This window comes from Amycolatopsis dongchuanensis (assembly GCF_039542405.1).
Lineage (GTDB): Bacteria > Actinomycetota > Actinomycetes > Mycobacteriales > Pseudonocardiaceae > Amycolatopsis_E > Amycolatopsis_E sacchari.
Map to the genome: position 1 here is coordinate 210978 of NZ_BAABIB010000045.1, position 14964 is coordinate 225941.

The following is a 14964-nucleotide window of genomic DNA, read 5'->3' on the forward strand; positions in this document are numbered from 1 at the left end:
GCGTACTCGACAGGAACTCGCCGGTGGCGCGCGGGTTCAGCGCGCAACCACGTCTACCTCCACACGTTAACGTAAGCAGGCAGTGGAGAGGAGCGTGCGTGGCGATACTGGAAGCGCCGCCGGCCGGATCGTCGCGCGGGCGCGGCGGCCGGGTGGTGCGGACCATCGGCGAACTGCTGATCACGGCCGGTCTGGTCGTGCTGCTGTTCGTGGTCTACGAGCTCTACGTCACCGACCTCTTCTCCGCGCAGAAGCAGGCCAGCGCGACCGCGGACCTGGACCAGGACTGGGCGCAGGGCCGCGAGCTGCATTCGGAGCTGATCGACGGCAAGGCGTTCGCGAAGCTGTACATCCCCAGCTTCGGCGCCGACTACCACTTCACGATCCAGGAGGGCACCGACGCCGCCGCGCTCGAGGTCGGGCCCGGGCACTACAAGGGCACCGCGCTGCCGGGGGAGCCCGGCAACTTCTCGGTCGCGGGGCACCGGGTCGGCAAGGGCGCGCCGTTCAACGACCTCGACCTGCTCAGCTCGTGCGACGCGATCGTCGTCGAGACCCAGACCGACTTCTTCGTCTACCGCGTGCTGCCGCACAGCGACGAGCTCGCGAACTGGGCCAACGGCAAGGGGAAGCAGCCGCAGTGCGCGAAGGTCAGCACCCTGCGCACGGACGCGCCCGGCGGCGGTGCCTACGGGCAGACCGTCGGCCGCGAGGTGGTGAACCCGGACCAGGGCGACGTCGTCGCGCCGGTGCCGCACCAGCCCACCGACGTGCTGCCCGCCGCGCAGCAGGTCGCGCTGCTCACCCTGACCACCTGCCACCCGCAGTTCTCGGACAAGCAGCGGCTCATCGTGCACGCCGTGCTGACCAACCAGTTCCCGAAGACACCCGGCGCGACCTACGCACAACTGCTCCAGGCGATCGGAGGGGCCTGATGTACTCCTGGATCTGGCGGCACCTGCCGGGACCGGTGGCCGCGAAGCTCGTCCTCGCGGCCATCCTGGTCCTGGCGGTGGTGGCGCTGCTGCTCTTCGTGGTGTTCCCCTGGCTGGACCCGCTGCTGCCGTTCAACCAGGTTTCCGTCACCGGCGGCTGACGCGCACCATCTCGTCGCGCTCGACGACCTTCACGCGCTCGCGGCCCTGCGGCTCGCCGAGCGAGCGCTCGTGCGCGTCCAGCTTGCCCCAGCCCTCCCAGGTGGTGAACGGGACACCGCGCTCGGTCAGGAAGGCCAGGATCGCGTCCGGGTCGTCGTGCTTCGGGCGGGCCAGCGAGTCCGCGTCCGCGAGCAGGTTCGCGATCGTCTCGGCCGCGTCGCCCTTGGTGTGCCCGATCAGGCCCACCGGGCCGCGCTTGATCCAGCCCGTGACGTACACGCCGGGCACCTGGTTCTCGTCCATGTCCAGCACGCGGCCGCCCTTGTTGGGCACGGTGCCGGTGCCGTGGTCGAACGGGACCTCCGTCAGCGGTGAGGACAGGTAGCCGACGGCGCGGTAGACCGCCTGCACGTCCCAGTCGTGGAACTCGCCGGTGCCGCGGACGTTGCCGTCGCCGGTCAGCTCGGTGCGCTCCGTGCGGAGGCCGGTGACCCGGTCCTCGCCGAGGATCTCCGTCGGCGAGTGGAAGAAGTGCAGGTGCAGCCGCTTCGGCCGGTCGCCCTGGTCGCGGATCGCCCACTCCTGCAGCGTCTTCACGACCATGTCGACCTGCTTCGAGGACCGGATCGCGGCCATCGAACCCTCGTCGAACTCGATGTCCTCCGGGTACACGATGACCTCGACGTTCGGCGAGTGGTCCAGCTCCCGCAGCTCCAGCGGGGTGAACTTGGCCTGCGCGGGACCGCGGCGGCCGAACACGTGCACGTCGGTCACCGGGCTGGCCTTGAGGCCCTCGTAGACGTTCGGCGGGATGTCGGTGGACAGCAGCTCGTCGGCGGTCTTCGCGAGGATGCGGGCGACGTCGAGCGCCACGTTGCCGACGCCCAGCACGGCGACGCTGGTGGCCTCCAGCGGCCAGGTGCGCGGCACGTCGGGGTGCCCGTCGTACCAGGAGACGAAGTCGGCGGCGCCGAAGCTGCCGGGCAGGTCGATGCCCGGGATCTCGAGCGGGCGGTCGCTCATCGCGCCGGTCGCGAAGATGACGGCGTCGTAGTACTCGCGCAGGTCGTCGAGCTTGATGTCGGTGCCGTAGTCGATGTTGCCGAGCAGGCGGATCCCCGGCCGGTCCAGCACCTTGTGCAGCGCGGTCACGATGCCCTTGATGCGCGGGTGGTCGGGCGCCACGCCGTAGCGGATCAGGCCGAACGGTGCCGGCATGCGTTCGAAGAGATCGACGCTGACCTCGGCTTCGGACTTGTCGAGGATGTCGGCGGCGTAGATGCCGGCCGGACCGGCGCCCACGATCGCAACACGAAGAGTTCGGCTCACCGTTCCACGGTAAAGTGAGGTGACCCTAACTATCACTGTGATATGGCGTACGGTCCACGCTCTGGAATCGGTACGCTGGGTCTCATGCGTGTCCTCGTCGTCGACAACTACGACAGCTTCGTCTACAACCTGGTGCAGTACCTGGCGCAGCTCGGCGCCGACTGCACGGTGTGGCGCAACGACGTCGTGGACACCGAGCGCCTCGGCGAGTTCGACGGCGTGCTGGTCTCGCCGGGCCCCGGCACGCCGGAACGCGCGGGGCAGAGCATCGAGGTCGTGCGCCGGTGCGCGGAGCAGCGCACCCCGCTGCTGGGCGTCTGCCTCGGCCACCAGGCGATCGGCGTCGCGTGGGGTGCCACGGTCGACCGGGCGCCCGAGCTGCTGCACGGCAAGACGAGCCAGGTGCACCACGAGGGGACGGGTGTCCTGGCCGGGCTGCCGGACCCGTTCACCGCGACCCGCTACCACTCGCTGACCGTGCTCCCGGAGACCATCCCGGCCGAGTTCGAGGTCACCGCCCGCACGGAGTCGGGTGTGGTGATGGGCATGCGGCACCGCGAGCTGCCGGTCGAAGGCGTGCAGTTCCACCCGGAGTCGGTGCTGACGCAGCGCGGGCACCGGATGCTCGCGAACTGGATGGCCGCCGCGGGCCACCCGGTTCCCGACGCGACGGTGGATTCGCTCGTGCGCGAGGTCGAGGCGTTGCAGAAGGCCGCGGTGGCGTGACGCTGGTCCGGCTCGACCGGGTCGGCAAGAGCTACGGCCGCGGCCGTCCCGTGCTGTCCGGGGTGGACCTGGAGGTGCGCGGCGGTCAGGTGACCGGGCTGGTCGGGACGAACGGTTCCGGCAAGTCCACGCTGCTGCGCATCCTCGCGCGGATTTCCGAACCGACTTCCGGCAGCGTCGTCGGCACCCCTTCGACGGGCTACGTGCCGGACCGCTTTCCCGCGTCCACGCGGATGAGTGCGGTGGCGTACCTGCGGCACCTCGGGCGGATCTCTGGGGTGCCCGGCGCCGGGCAGCGGGCCGAGGCTTTGCTGGAGCGGCTCGCGCTGGAGGGTGGCCCTGGCGCGCCGATCCGCCGGTTGTCGAAGGGCAACGCGCAGAAGGTGGGCCTGGCGCAGGCGCTGCTGGCGGAGCCGGAGCTGCTGGTGCTGGACGAACCGTGGTCGGGCCTGGACCCGGCGGCGCACGGCGTGCTGGGCGAACTGATCGCGGAGGCACGGGACCGCGGCGCCGGCGTGGTGTTCACGGCGCACGACGAGCGCGTCGCACGGGTCCACGCCGGCCAGGTCTTCCGGTTGGCCGACGGCGTGCTGAGGGAGGCGGCCGATTCGGTCGCGCGGGTCGTGCTCTGCCGGGACGGTGACCGGAAGGAGCTGGCGGTGCCCTCCGAACAGGTCGACGAGGTGCTGCTCGACGCGTTGCGGAGCGGCTGGTCGGTGCGGGAGGTCCGGCGGTGATCCGGTACCAGCTGGCCCTGCTCGGACACTCGCAACGCTGGCTGCCGCCGTCGCTGCTGTTCGCGCTGCTGCTGGGCGTCGTGTACGCGGACCCGGGCACGCCGGTGCTGCCGGAGTTCGCGTTGAGCGCCGGTGGGCTCGCGGTGATCACCTGCTGGCTGACGATCGCACTGGTCGACGCCGAGGACCCGGTCCAGCGACTGATCACGCGCGTCCACGCCCGGCGGTTGTCGACCGTGCTCGGCGGCGTGGTGGGCGCGGTGCTGGTCTGCGGGGCGCTGCTCACGGTGGCGCCGCTCGTGTGGTCATCGGTGGTGCACGGCGGGAACCCGCTCGGCACCCTCGGTCTGGGGATCCTCGCGCACCTCTCCGCCACGGCGACGGGCATCGCGGTCGGCCTGCCGTGCTCGCGGCTGCTGTTGCCGCGGATCGGTTACACGGTGCTGACCGCCCCGGTGGTGCTCGCGGTGGTGCTGCTGATCCGGCAGGTCCCGCTGCTCAACCCGATGCTGCGAGCCCTGGCGGCGGAGGCGCCCGCCACGGGACCGTTGGTGCTCGGCGCGGTGACGTCGGTGGGGTTACTGGTGGTGAGTGGTGTCGCGGTCGGAGCCGTCGTCCAGCGCCGGAGTTGAGTCGGCGAGGATCTGCTCGATTCGAGGTAGCACCGCGGGCAGGTCGACGGTCAGCACCCGCCACAAAGCATTGAGGTCCATGTCGAAGTAGCCGTGGGTGATGCGGTTCCGCATGCCCACGATGGCGCGCCACGGCACGTCGCTGTTCGCGGCCTGGACCTCGGGAGCCACGTGGTTTGCCGCCTCCCCGATGATCTCGACCAGGCGCGTCAGGGCCAGTTGAGCGGTGAGGTTCGTGTCGAACTCGGTCCGGGTGCGCGGCCGGATCTGCTCTGCCGTTGCGGCTGCCTCGAGAATGTCCCGCAGGCGTTCGGGCGTCTCCCGCTTCACACGGGGACCGCTTCTGCCAGCACCCGGTCCCGGATCCGGGCCTTGAGCCCGTTCGGCGTCGCTACCTGGGTGAAGACGTTCAGCAGCTCCTCCACGTCCAGGGCGAAGCCGGACAATCCCCACAAACTGGTGTGGGGGCCCGGATCCACCAGCAGGTCCAGGTCGCTGTCGTCGTCGGCTTCGTCTCTTGCCACCGAGCCGAACACGCGGACGTTCCGCACCCCGTACTTCTCGGCGATGCGGTAGATCTCCTCGCGGTGGGCACGCACCTCCGCCAGCGTCACCCGGCGGTGCGGGGCGTCGACGACTGCTCCGGCCATGACGCCAGTATCGCAGTCCCGCCACCGGCCCCGCCACGGCGAACGCGGTGGGCCGCGACGTGCCCCGGACAGCAGTGAGGCCAGGTCCCGCGCGGGGACCTGGCCTCAGTCAGCCTTCAGACGGATCACGGGAATCCGGGGATCCCCGTCCGCGGTGATGACGTCGTCGTCGGCGTCGTGGTGTTGCCGCCGCCTCCGCCGTTGCGCCGCTCGCCGATGAACAGAGTGATCGTCTGGTTCTTGGCGATCTGGGTACCCGCCGCGGGCGCGGTGCGGGTGACCTTGCCGTCCTCGTCGGGATCGTTGACCTGGTCCACCTGGTAGTTCAGCGTGCCGTCCCAGCCCGCCTGCCCCAGCCGCTGCTGCGCCTGCTGCTGGGTCAGGCCCGTCAGGTCCGGCATGGTGATCTGCTGCTGCGAACCGTCGGACACGTACAGCGTCACCGTGGTGCCCTCCGGCTGGAGACCCGCGTTCGGCTTCTGGTTCACGACCGTGCCCTCGGCCTCACCCGACGCCTGCGTCTCCTTCTTCACCACGAACCCGGCGGCCTGCAACGCGGCCTGCGCCTCGGAGAACTGCTTGCCCGTGTAGTCGGTGATCTGGACCATGTTCTTGGTCTTGCCCACGGTGATCGTCACCGTGGTGCCCTCGTCCACGGTCGCGTTGGCCGCGACGCTCTGCCGGACGACCTTGCCGTACTGGTTCGGGTCGCTGACGTCCACCTCGGGCACGTTCGGGTCGAGGTACAGGCCCACCGCCTGCAGCGCCGCCGTCGCCTCGTCCCTGCTCTTGCCCGCCAGGTTCGGCACCGACACCTTCTTCGGCGCCGTGCCGACACTCAGCTTGATCTCGGTCGACGTGGCCACCGTGGCCCCGGCCGCCGGGTCGGTGGACAGCACCTTGCCGACGTCGTCGGGGTTCGCGCACGCCGGCTGCTGGTTCGGCAGCATCTTGCACGACACCGGCACGATCGAGACCTTCGTGAAGCCCGCGTTCCGGAGCGTGTCCGTCGCGACGTTCTGCTGCTGGCCGCGCACGTCCGGCACCGCCGCCGCCGGGGCCTTCGTGTCGAACGCGCCCGACAGCCACACGATGAACGCGACCAGCGCGAGCCCGATCACGGTGAAGATCACCGCGGTCCACGCCCTGCGCCGCCGCCTGCGGGCCGGGTCGTCGGCGTAGAAGTCGCTGTACTCCTCGTAGTCCGCGGCGTGCCCGGCCGGGCCACCGCCGTTGAGCACCTGCGTGCGCTCGTCCGCCGTCATCACCATCGGCGCCGACGGGCGCTGCCCCGACAGCACCCGCACCATGTCCGACCGCATCTCCGCGGCCGACTGGTAGCGGTTCGCCGGGCCCTTGGCCAGCGCCTTCAGCACGATCGCGTCCAGCTCCGGCGACACCGCCGGGTTCACCGTCGACGGGGCCTTCGGGTCCTCACGGACGTGCTGGTAGGCCACCGCGACCGGCGAGTCCCCGGTGAACGGCGGCTCGCCCGTGATCAGCTCGTACAGCACGCAGCCCGCGGCGTACACGTCCGACCGCGCGTCCACGCCCTCGCCGCGCGCCTGCTCCGGCGACAGGTACTGGGCGGTACCGATCACCGCGGCGGTCTGCGTCATCGCCGCCTGGCCGTCGTGCATTGCCCGCGCGATGCCGAAGTCCATCACCTTCACGGCGCCGTGGTTGGTGATCATCACGTTCGCCGGCTTCACGTCGCGGTGCACGATGCCGTGCCGGTGCGAGAAGTCGAGCGCGGCGCAGACGTCCGCCATGACCTCCATGGCCCGCTTCTGCGACATCGGGCCCTCGGTCTTGACGATGTCGCGCAGCGTCCGACCGTTGACGTACTCCATCACGATGTAGGGGAGCGGACCGTACTCGGTCTGCGTCTCACCCGTGTCGTAGACGGCGACGATCGCCGGGTGGTTGAGCGCCGCGGCGTTCTGCGCCTCGCGGCGGAACCGCTCCTGGAACTGCGGGTCCCGCGCCAGGTCCGCCCGCAGGATCTTCACCGCGACCTCGCGCCCGAGGCGGATGTCGGTGCCGTGGTGCACCTCGGACATGCCGCCGTAGCCGAGCGTGTCGCCCAGTTCGTAGCGGTTGGAGAGCAGTCGGGGTGTGCTCATCGGAGAAAGCCTGTCCATTCCGTCCAAGGTGTACTCATCATGCCCCGTAGGTCGTCGGTTCGGGGGGAGGTGCCTGCCCGTGGCCCGGCACCAGTTCGCTCGTGCCCACTCTCCCCGGCTGGACCGGCTCGTCCCGTGAGCCGAGCAACCGGGGCAGGACCAGCACCGCGGCGACGACCAGCCCCACGACCACCACGGCCAGCACCACCCACAACGCTGTCAGGTTCCGTCTCCGCGGCGGCACGGGCATCGGCACCACGCCGCTCGGGTGCCCCATCGGCGGGGGCGCCACGGGCTGCAGCACCGGGTGCGAGACCGGGCCCACCGGGGGCGCGTACGCCTGCACCAGCCCGGACGGCGTCGGCAGCGGGAGCCCCGCCCGCACCGCGGCGACCGCGGCCGCGAACTCACCGCCGGTCCGGTACCGCTGGCGCGGGTCCTTGACCATCGTCGCCTCGATCAGCGCCCGCGCGCCGGGCGGCACGTCCGGCGGCAGCGGCGGCGGCAGGTCCCGGATGTGCATCATCGCGACCGTCACCGAGTGCTCCGACAGGAACGGCCGGTGCCCCGCGAGGCATTCGTAGCCGCACACCGCGAGCGAGTACACGTCGCTGGCCGGCTCCGCGTCCTGGCCGAGCGCCTGCTCCGGGGCGATGTAGTGGGCGGTGCCCATGACCATGCCCGAGCGGGTCACCGGCGCGGCGTGCGCGGCCTTCGCGATGCCGAAGTCGGTGATCTTGACCTTGTTGGCGGGCGTGACCAGGATGTTGCCCGGCTTGATGTCGCGGTGCACCAGCCCGCGCTCGTGCGCGGCCTGCAGCGCGTGGCCCGCCTGCTCCAGGATGTCGAGCACGCGGTCCGCGGCGAGCCTGCCCTCGCGCGCCAGGATGCCGGCCAGTGGCTCGCCCTCGACGAGCTCCATGACCAGGTACGCGATCGAGTGGTCGTCCGCGGCGGATTCACCGTAGTCGTGCACGGCCGCGATCCCGGGGTGGTTCAACGAGGCCGTCGTGCGGGCCTCCGTGCGGAAGCGGTGCAGGAACTCGGCGTCCCCCGACAGCTCCGACTTGAGCACCTTGACGGCGACGGTGCGGTCCAAACGGGTGTCACTGGCCTGCCAGACCTCGCCCATCCCCCCGACGGCGATCCGGCTGACCAAGCGGTAGCGCTCCGCCACCAGCTGACCCGTGGACAGCATCCGCTACCCACCTCCGAGCTGCGCGTTGATCGCGGCCCGGCCGATCTCCGCGGCGACGCTGCCACCGGTGGCCTCCAGGCCCCGGTTGCCACCCGACTCGACGATGACCGCGACGGCGATCTGCGGGTCGTCGGCCGGGGCGAACGCGGTGTACCAGGCGTGCGGCGGGGTGTTCTTCGGGTCGTTGCCGTGCTCGGCGGTACCGGTCTTGGAGGCGATCTTGATGTTCGCCTTCTTACCGCCGCCCTTCGTGTTGTCCTCCGACGCCTCCATCATCTGCTTGAGGATCTCGGCGTTGGCGGCGGACAGCGCCGGCGTGCCGGTGAGCTCCTCGGGCGTGAAGCCCTGCAGGTCGGACAGGTCGGGGGCGAGCAGCTTCTTCACCAGCTGCGGCTTCATCGCCATGCCGCCGTTGGCGACGGTCGCGGCGAGCAGGCAGTCCTGCAGCGGGGTCAGCCGGACGTCGCGCTGGCCGATACCGCTCTGGTACAGCGCGGCGGTCGAGTCGAGCGCGCCGAGGCCGGACGCGGCGACCTTCGTCGGGATCGCCAGGTCGGTCTGGCCGATGCCGAAGTTCGCGGCGGTCTGGCGCAGCTTGTCGGCACCCAGCTCACCCGCGAACGTCGCGAAGGGGACGTTGCACGAGTGCGCGAGGGCATCCTTGAAGGTCGTGCCGGGGCACGTCTCGCCGCCGTAGTTCTCCAGCGTGACGTTGGTGCCGGGCAGCTTGACGTTCGGCGCGTTGCTGACCGGGGTGTCCGGGCCGGCGCCGTTCTGCAGCTCGGCGGCCGCCACGACCAGCTTGAACGTCGAGCCCGGCGGGTAGGTCTCCGAGATCGCCCGGTTCAGCATCGGGTTCTTCGGGTCGTTGGTGAACTGCTTCCACGCCTTCTGCTGCGCGTCCCCGTCGTGCGAGGCGAGGCCGTTCGGGTCGTAGGAGGGCGTGGAGACCATGGCGAGGATTTCGCCGGTCTTCGGGTTCATCGCGACGACGGCACCGGTGTAGCCCCTGGACGTCATGGCGTTGTAGGCCGCCTGCTGGACCGCCGGGTTGATGGTCAGCTGGACGTTGCCGCCACGCGGGTCCCGGCCGGTGACCATGTCCGACAGCCGCCGCACGAACAGCCGCGGGTCCGAGCCGGTGAGGATGTCGTCCTCGACCCGCTCCAGGCCCGCCGAGCCGTAGCGCACCGAGTAGTAGCCGGTCACGGGCGCGTACAGCGGGCCGTTGACGTAGTGCCGCTCGAACTTCAGCTTGTCGTCCGTCGCCACGACGTCGGCGATGACCTGGCCGTTGTACTGCGACACGAAGCTGCCGCGCTGCCGCGAGTACTCGTCGAGGAGCACCCGCTGGTTGCGGGAGTCCGTGCGGTAGTCGTCGGCCTTCACCACCTGGATGTAGGTGCTGTTGATCAGCAGCAGCACCACCATGACGAGCATGGCGATGCCGACGCGGCGCATGGGCTTGTTCACCGGGCACCCCCTGCTTCCGGATCGGCGGGCGGGCGCTGCACCAGCACGGTGCTCGCCTCCGCGATCGGCGCCTGCTGCGGCGGCGCCTTCGGCCGCGCCTTGGGAGCGGGCCGGCGGGCGGCGTCGGAGATGCGCAGCAGCAGCGCCACCAGGATGTAGTTCGCCAGCAGCGACGAACCACCGTAGGACAGGAACGGCGTCGTGATACCGGTCATCGGGATCAGCTTGGTGACCCCGCCGACGATCACGAACACCTGCATGACGATCGAGAACGACAGGCCGCAGCCGAGCAGCTTGCCGAACGTGTCGCGCACCGCGAGCGCGCTGCGCATCCCGCGGGTGGCGAGGATCAGGTACACCATCAGGATCGCGGCGAGCCCGACGAAACCGAGCTCCTCGCCGATCCCGGCGGTGATGAAGTCGGTGTTGGCCTCGGGCACGATGTCCGGCCGCCCGGCACCGAGCCCGGTGCCGCCGACCCCGCCGGTGCCCAGCCCGAACAGGGCCTGCGCGATCTGGTAGCCGCCGCCGTCGTCCATGTAGGTGGCCAGCGGGTCGACCCAGTTCGCCACCCGCTGCTGGACGTGCGTGAACAGCTTGTAGGCGATCAGGCAGCCGACCACGAAGAAGCCGAGCCCCGTGACCACCCAGATCGCGCGCTCGGTCGCGATGTAGATCAGCACCAGCACGATCGCGAAGAACAGCAGCGACGTACCCAGGTCCTTCTCGAACACCAGGACCAGCAGGCAGACCGCGGCGGCGATGAGCAGCGGGCCGAGGTCGCGGGCCCGCGGCAGCTCGACGCCGAACACCTTCTTGCCCGCGATCATGAACAGGTCGCGTTTCGCCACCAGGAACGTGGCGAAGAAGACCATCAGCAGGATCTTCGCGAACTCACCCGGCTGGATCGAGAAGAACGGCAGCTTGATCCACACCTTCGCGCCGTTCGTCTCGGACAGCGAGCGCGGCAGGATCGCGGGCAGCGCGAGCGCGGCGATGCCGACCAGCCCGCACGTGTACCCGTAGCGGGTCAGCGTCCGGTGGTCCTTCACCCAGATCAGCACCGCGAGGAACAACACCAGCGAGAGCGCCGTGAACAGCACCTGCTTCGGCGCCGCGGCGCTGTAGTCGCGGCCGCTCTGCGTCGCCTTCTCCGTCAGCGCCAGGTCGATCCGGTAGATCATGACCAGGCCGATGCCGTTGAGCAGCGCGACGCTGGGCAGGATCAGCGGGTCCGCGTACGGGGCCCAGCGGCGCACCGCGAAGTGCGCGACCCCGAACAGGCCGAGGTAGGCCAGGCCGTACCAGATGATGGAGAAGGACAGCTCCTGCTCCTGGTTGGCCTGCACCAGCACGAACGCGCACGTCACGATGAACGCGGCGAAACCGAGCATGGCCAGCTCGGTACCCCGCCGCGTGGGCAGCTCCCGTTGCGGGTTGCTCTGGTAGATCGCGGCGGCGGAGTCGGGCGTCGCCTGGCTCATCAGCCACCGCCACCCGGCGGGGGCGTCGTCTGGCAGTCCGTGCCCGTCGGCGCCGGCGACGTGCCCTGGTCGGCCGGCTGGGTGGTGCAGTCCTTGAGCGTCTTGTAGCGCAGGAAGTTGTTGATGTAGTCGCGCGCGGCCTGCAGGGTGTCCTTCTTGACGCCGTTGCGCACGGCGTTCTGCGCGTCCTGCTGCAGCTGCGGCACGGTCAGCACGTCGCACAGCGAGCCGCCCGGCGGGCACGAGCCCTCCGCCTCCTGGTGCAGCTGGACACCCAGGATGCTGCCCGGCACGCCGCGGAAGATCGCGACCTCGTTGTTCGGGCCCTCGCCGACGTAGTACTGGCTCAGCACGAAGTACCGCGTGGCGATGCCGCCGGCGCCCAGCAGGACCAGCACGAGCAGGATGCCGACGAACCAGCGCCAGCGCCTGCGGCGCTTCGCCTTCGGGTCCGGCTCGGGTTCGGAGAGCTGCTGCGGCGGGGGCGGCGGGGGCGCGGTGAGCGCCCTGGCGCGCGCGGCGGGCGAATCGCCCTGGTGGTACTCGTCGCTGCCGTCACCGGCGGCGCCGCCCACGATCGGCGCGTCCTCGCCGAAGTCCACGTCCACCACGTCGGCCACGATCACGGTCACGTTGTCCGTGCCGCCGCCCTTGAGCGCCAGCTCGATCATCCGGTCCGCGCAGTCCTGCGGGTCGGGGATCTGGATCGCCTCGGCGAGCGTCTCGTCGCTGACCATGCCGGACAGCCCGTCCGAGCACAGCAGGTAGCGGTCCCCGGCACGCGCCTCGCGCACCGTCAGGCTCGGCTCGACCTCGTGCCCGGTAAGCGCTTTCAGCAGCAGGGACCGCTGCGGGTGCGTCGCCGCCTGGTCCGCGGTGATCCGGCCCTGCTCGAGCAGCTCGTTCACGAAGCTGTCGTCACGGGTGATCTGCGAGAACTGCCCGTTGCGGTAGAGGTAGGCGCGCGAGTCCCCGACGTGCACCATGCCCATGCGCGAGCCGGAGAACAGCATCGCGGTCAGGGTGGTGCCCATCCCGTCCAGGTCGGGGTCGTTCGCCACCAGCTCCGAGATGGCCGCGTTCCCGCCCGAAACCGCGTCTCTGAGCTGGGAGAGCAGGTCGTCGCCGGGCTCGTCGTCGTCGAGCGGGGCGAGGGACGCGATGACCACCTTGCTGGCGACCTCACCCGCGGCATGGCCACCCATGCCGTCGGCGAGTGCGAGCAGGCGCGGTCCCGCGTAGACCGAGTCCTGGTTGCTCGAACGAACCAGGCCACGGTCGCTTCGGGCCGCGTAGCGAAGAACGAGTGTCATGGGCGAAGCTCGATCACCGTCTTGCCGATCCGGATGGGGACACCGAGTGGAACTCGGAGGGGTGCAGTGACCTTAGCCCGGTCGAGGTAAGTCCCGTTTGTGGAGCCCAGGTCTTCCACGTACCAGTCATTACCCCGCAGGGAGATCCGCGCGTGCCGCGTCGACGCGTAGTCGTCGTCCAGCACCAGCGTCGAATCGTCGGCCCTGCCGATGGTGATCGGCCTGCCGTCGAGCGCTATCCGGGTCCCCGCCAGCACCCCGTGCGTCACGATCAGCTGCCGGGGGGTCTTGCCCGACCCCTTCGGCCGCTGCTTCTCCTTGCCCCGTCGCAGGCCGGGGATCGCCACCTTCAGCCCGGAGGCCGCGTACAGATCGGACCGCACCACCCGCAGCGCGGCCAGCACGAACAGCCAGAGCAGGATCAGAAAGCCCACCCTGGTGAGTTGAACGACCAGCTCTGGCACCTGTTGTGTCAGCTCCCGCCTTCTGTGCTCCCACCCGTGACACCGGTGCGCCACGGGCCCCCGCCGGAGGTAATTCTGCGGGACAGGGGATACCAGCTTCCCAGCGGCTCGGCCAACGGAGGCAGACAGGTGCCCGTGCTGCCGTCCGGATCAGGCCTGCGTGCGGAACACCAGGGACGAGTGGCCCACCCGGATCACGTCACCGTCGGCCAGCTGCCAGGTCTGGACCGGCGTGCCGTTGACGGTGGTGCCGTTGGTGGAGCCGATGTCGGCGAGCGTCGCGCTCTGGCCGTCCCAGGTGATCTCCAGGTGCCTGCGGGACACACCGGTGTCCGGCAGCCGGAAGTCCGCGTCCTGCCCGCGGCCGACCACGTTGCCGCCCTGCTTCAGCGAGTAGGTGCGGTTCGAGCCGTCGTCGAGCTGGAGGGTCGCCTGCAGCTGGCGGTTGCCGCCCTGCACCGCGGGCGGGGCGTAGCCCTGCTGCGCGTACGGGTCCGGCGCGCCCTGCGGCTGGCCGTAGCCGGCCTGGTCGTACCCCGCCGGCGGGGCCTGCCCGTAGCCCTGGTCGTAGCCGCCCTGCGGCGCCTGGCCGTAACCCTGGTCGTAGCCGGGCTGGCCGCCGTAGCCGCCCTGCCCGTACCCGCCCTGGCCGTAACCACCCTGGGGCTGGCCGTAGCCGCCCTGGTCGTAACCGCCCTGGGGGGCCTGCCCGTACCCGCCCTGGTCGTAGCCGGGCTGACCGCCGTAACCGCCCTGGTCGTACCCGCCCTGCGGCTGCTGGCCATAGCCCTGGTCGTAGCCCTGCTGACCGCCGTAACCCTGGTCGTAGCCGGGCTGTCCCTGCTGTCCGTAGCCGTACTGGCCGCCGTGCTGGCCGTACGGGTCACCCTGGTCGTATTGGCCGTAGCCGGGGGGCTGGCTCATTGCTGGGTCTCCTGCGTTGCTGGGTCGAGCTGGCCGTCCTGGACCCGGACCGCCACGCGCGCTGACGTCCGGGTCGACGGATGAACGGATCTTGAATTGTCCAGTATGCAGCGCCTCGTTGCGCTCGAGCGAGACTACGACGTCACCATAGGTGTCCCAGCCGTGCTCGGCGAGGTGCTGCCCCACCGCTTCGGCGAGCACCCCGGTGACGCGTTGTTCGTCGCCGGCCATCCGGTCGTGGTCGGCCGGACCCAACGACACCACGTAGTGGTTCGGGGCCAGGAGCCTACCGCCGGCCAGCTCACGGACGTTGTCCTCGCTCTCCCGTTCCAGGGCTTGCGCCACTTCCTGGGTGACGACGTTGCCGCCGAACATGCGCGCGAAGGTATTGCCCACCAGGCTTTCCAGGCGTCGATCGAACCGTTCAACGCGGCCCACCGGGACTCGTAGCCTCCTTCGCACGTGTGCTTTCGCATCGATCCTATCCGCATCCGGGCCTACGGACACGGCCCCCGGTGAAACCCCTCGAACCGGCCTGATACAGTTTCCTGGCTGCCGCAGTTGAGGCACTCGGGGCGAGTGGCGGAATGGCAGACGCGCACGGTTCAGGTCCGTGTGTCCGAAAGGACGTGAGGGTTCAACTCCCTCCTCGCCCACCCTGTTCAGACCCCCGGCGAACGCCGGGGGTCTTTCCCGTTGTCCTTATCACATCTGGGGGGCGACCCCCCAGACCCCCACGGTGCGTGCTCCTCGCCTTTGGTGGGTGGTGCTTGTTGTCTGGACCAGCTGTGGTTTTTGGTGCTGTCGGGTG

Annotated in this window: 15 protein-coding genes and 1 tRNA gene; 6 read left to right on the forward strand and 10 right to left on the reverse strand. The window is 70.4% G+C overall.

Annotated features, from left to right (window positions below; genetic code table 11):
• Positions 1-98: 98 nt before the first annotated feature.
• Both ABFX51_RS09315 and ABFX51_RS09320 read left to right on the forward strand, forming a co-directional pair.
• Entirely contained in the window at positions 99-935 is an 837-nt protein-coding gene (locus tag ABFX51_RS09315) for a class E sortase (RefSeq protein ID WP_091506734.1), read from the forward strand.
• Positions 935-1096 (forward strand): hypothetical protein, encoded by a 162-nt coding sequence (locus ABFX51_RS09320; RefSeq protein ID WP_091506736.1) that lies wholly within the window; start codon positions 935-937, stop codon positions 1094-1096. Before ABFX51_RS09315 ends, ABFX51_RS09320 begins: the two co-directional genes overlap by 1 nt.
• On the opposite strand, the gene ABFX51_RS09325 is transcribed toward ABFX51_RS09320, so the two are convergent.
• Positions 1083-2399 carry an FAD-dependent oxidoreductase gene (locus ABFX51_RS09325; RefSeq protein WP_091506737.1) on the reverse strand — a complete coding sequence of 439 codons (1317 nt, stop codon included), beginning with the start codon at positions 2397-2399 and terminating at the stop codon, positions 1083-1085. The genes ABFX51_RS09320 and ABFX51_RS09325 overlap by 14 nt on opposite strands.
• Before the next feature lie 111 nt (positions 2400-2510).
• On the opposite strand from ABFX51_RS09325, the gene ABFX51_RS09330 reads away from it, so the two are divergent.
• Genes ABFX51_RS09330 through ABFX51_RS09340 form a run of 3 tightly spaced genes read left to right on the forward strand, consistent with a single transcriptional unit; the run spans position 2511 to position 4521 of the window.
• Positions 2511-3152: an aminodeoxychorismate/anthranilate synthase component II gene (locus tag ABFX51_RS09330; RefSeq protein ID WP_091506740.1), complete on the forward strand. Its 642-nt coding sequence runs from the start codon at positions 2511-2513 to the stop codon at positions 3150-3152.
• Positions 3153-3154: 2 nt separating this feature from the next.
• The gene (locus ABFX51_RS09335; protein WP_091507080.1) at positions 3155-3889 is read left to right on the forward strand and encodes an ATP-binding cassette domain-containing protein; all 735 of its coding nucleotides are present in this window, start codon (positions 3155-3157) and stop codon (positions 3887-3889) included.
• Positions 3886-4521 (forward strand): hypothetical protein, encoded by a 636-nt coding sequence (locus ABFX51_RS09340; RefSeq protein WP_346053425.1) that lies wholly within the window; start codon positions 3886-3888, stop codon positions 4519-4521. Before ABFX51_RS09335 ends, ABFX51_RS09340 begins: the two co-directional genes overlap by 4 nt.
• Here the strand turns inward: ABFX51_RS09340 and ABFX51_RS09345 are convergent.
• From ABFX51_RS09345 to ABFX51_RS09385, 9 genes are all read right to left on the reverse strand, one after another.
• Positions 4468-4851: a HepT-like ribonuclease domain-containing protein gene (locus tag ABFX51_RS09345; protein ID WP_346053427.1), complete on the reverse strand. Its 384-nt coding sequence runs from the start codon at positions 4849-4851 to the stop codon at positions 4468-4470. The two genes, ABFX51_RS09340 and ABFX51_RS09345, sit on opposite strands and share 54 nt — an antisense overlap.
• A complete protein-coding gene (locus ABFX51_RS09350) occupies positions 4848-5171 on the reverse strand; it encodes a nucleotidyltransferase family protein (protein WP_346053429.1) in 324 nt (107 codons plus the stop codon). Before ABFX51_RS09350 ends, ABFX51_RS09345 begins: the two co-directional genes overlap by 4 nt.
• 125 nt (positions 5172-5296) lie before the next feature.
• Positions 5297-7297 (reverse strand): Stk1 family PASTA domain-containing Ser/Thr kinase, encoded by a 2001-nt coding sequence (pknB, locus tag ABFX51_RS09355; protein ID WP_346053431.1) that lies wholly within the window; start codon positions 7295-7297, stop codon positions 5297-5299.
• Positions 7298-7334: 37 nt separating this feature from the next.
• Positions 7335-8495: a serine/threonine-protein kinase gene (locus ABFX51_RS09360; protein ID WP_091506749.1), complete on the reverse strand. Its 1161-nt coding sequence runs from the start codon at positions 8493-8495 to the stop codon at positions 7335-7337.
• Between the two features lie 3 nt (positions 8496-8498).
• On the reverse strand, positions 8499-9968 hold the full coding sequence (locus tag ABFX51_RS09365; protein WP_091506751.1) for a peptidoglycan D,D-transpeptidase FtsI family protein: 1470 nt from the start codon (positions 9966-9968) through the stop codon (positions 8499-8501).
• Complete coding sequence (locus ABFX51_RS09370) at positions 9965-11452, reverse strand: FtsW/RodA/SpoVE family cell cycle protein (protein ID WP_091506753.1); 1488 nt, start codon at positions 11450-11452, stop codon at positions 9965-9967. The genes ABFX51_RS09365 and ABFX51_RS09370 overlap by 4 nt, the downstream gene beginning before the upstream one ends.
• A complete protein-coding gene (locus ABFX51_RS09375; RefSeq protein WP_091506755.1) occupies positions 11452-12765 on the reverse strand; it encodes a PP2C family protein-serine/threonine phosphatase in 1314 nt (437 codons plus the stop codon). Before ABFX51_RS09375 ends, ABFX51_RS09370 begins: the two co-directional genes overlap by 1 nt.
• Positions 12762-13229 (reverse strand): FHA domain-containing protein FhaB/FipA, encoded by a 468-nt coding sequence (locus tag ABFX51_RS09380; protein WP_091506757.1) that lies wholly within the window; start codon positions 13227-13229, stop codon positions 12762-12764. Before ABFX51_RS09380 ends, ABFX51_RS09375 begins: the two co-directional genes overlap by 4 nt.
• Positions 13230-13379: 150 nt before the next feature.
• Positions 13380-14591, reverse strand: a complete 1212-nt coding sequence (locus ABFX51_RS09385) for an FHA domain-containing protein (protein ID WP_091506759.1) — start codon at positions 14589-14591, stop codon at positions 13380-13382.
• 135 nt (positions 14592-14726) lie between these two features.
• Here ABFX51_RS09385 and ABFX51_RS09390 point away from each other — a divergent pair.
• Positions 14727-14809, forward strand: a tRNA-Leu gene (locus ABFX51_RS09390).
• Positions 14810-14964 lie beyond the last annotated feature (155 nt).

What these genes read in the sequence shown, in the direction of transcription:
- ABFX51_RS09320 (WP_091506736.1), top strand. Translation starts at nt 935, where the DNA reads ATGTACTCCTGGATCTGGCGGCACCTGCCGGGACCGGTGGCCGCGAAG.
- ABFX51_RS09330 (WP_091506740.1), top strand. Translation starts at nt 2,511, where the DNA reads ATGCGTGTCCTCGTCGTCGACAACTACGACAGCTTCGTCTACAACCTG.
- ABFX51_RS09350 (WP_346053429.1), bottom strand. Translation starts at nt 5,171, where the DNA reads ATGGCCGGAGCAGTCGTCGACGCCCCGCACCGCCGGGTGACGCTGGCG.
- pknB (WP_346053431.1), bottom strand. Translation starts at nt 7,297, where the DNA reads ATGAGCACACCCCGACTGCTCTCCAACCGCTACGAACTGGGCGACACG.
- ABFX51_RS09360 (WP_091506749.1), bottom strand. Translation starts at nt 8,495, where the DNA reads ATGCTGTCCACGGGTCAGCTGGTGGCGGAGCGCTACCGCTTGGTCAGC.
- ABFX51_RS09370 (WP_091506753.1), bottom strand. Translation starts at nt 11,452, where the DNA reads ATGAGCCAGGCGACGCCCGACTCCGCCGCCGCGATCTACCAGAGCAAC.
- ABFX51_RS09375 (WP_091506755.1), bottom strand. Translation starts at nt 12,765, where the DNA reads ATGACACTCGTTCTTCGCTACGCGGCCCGAAGCGACCGTGGCCTGGTT.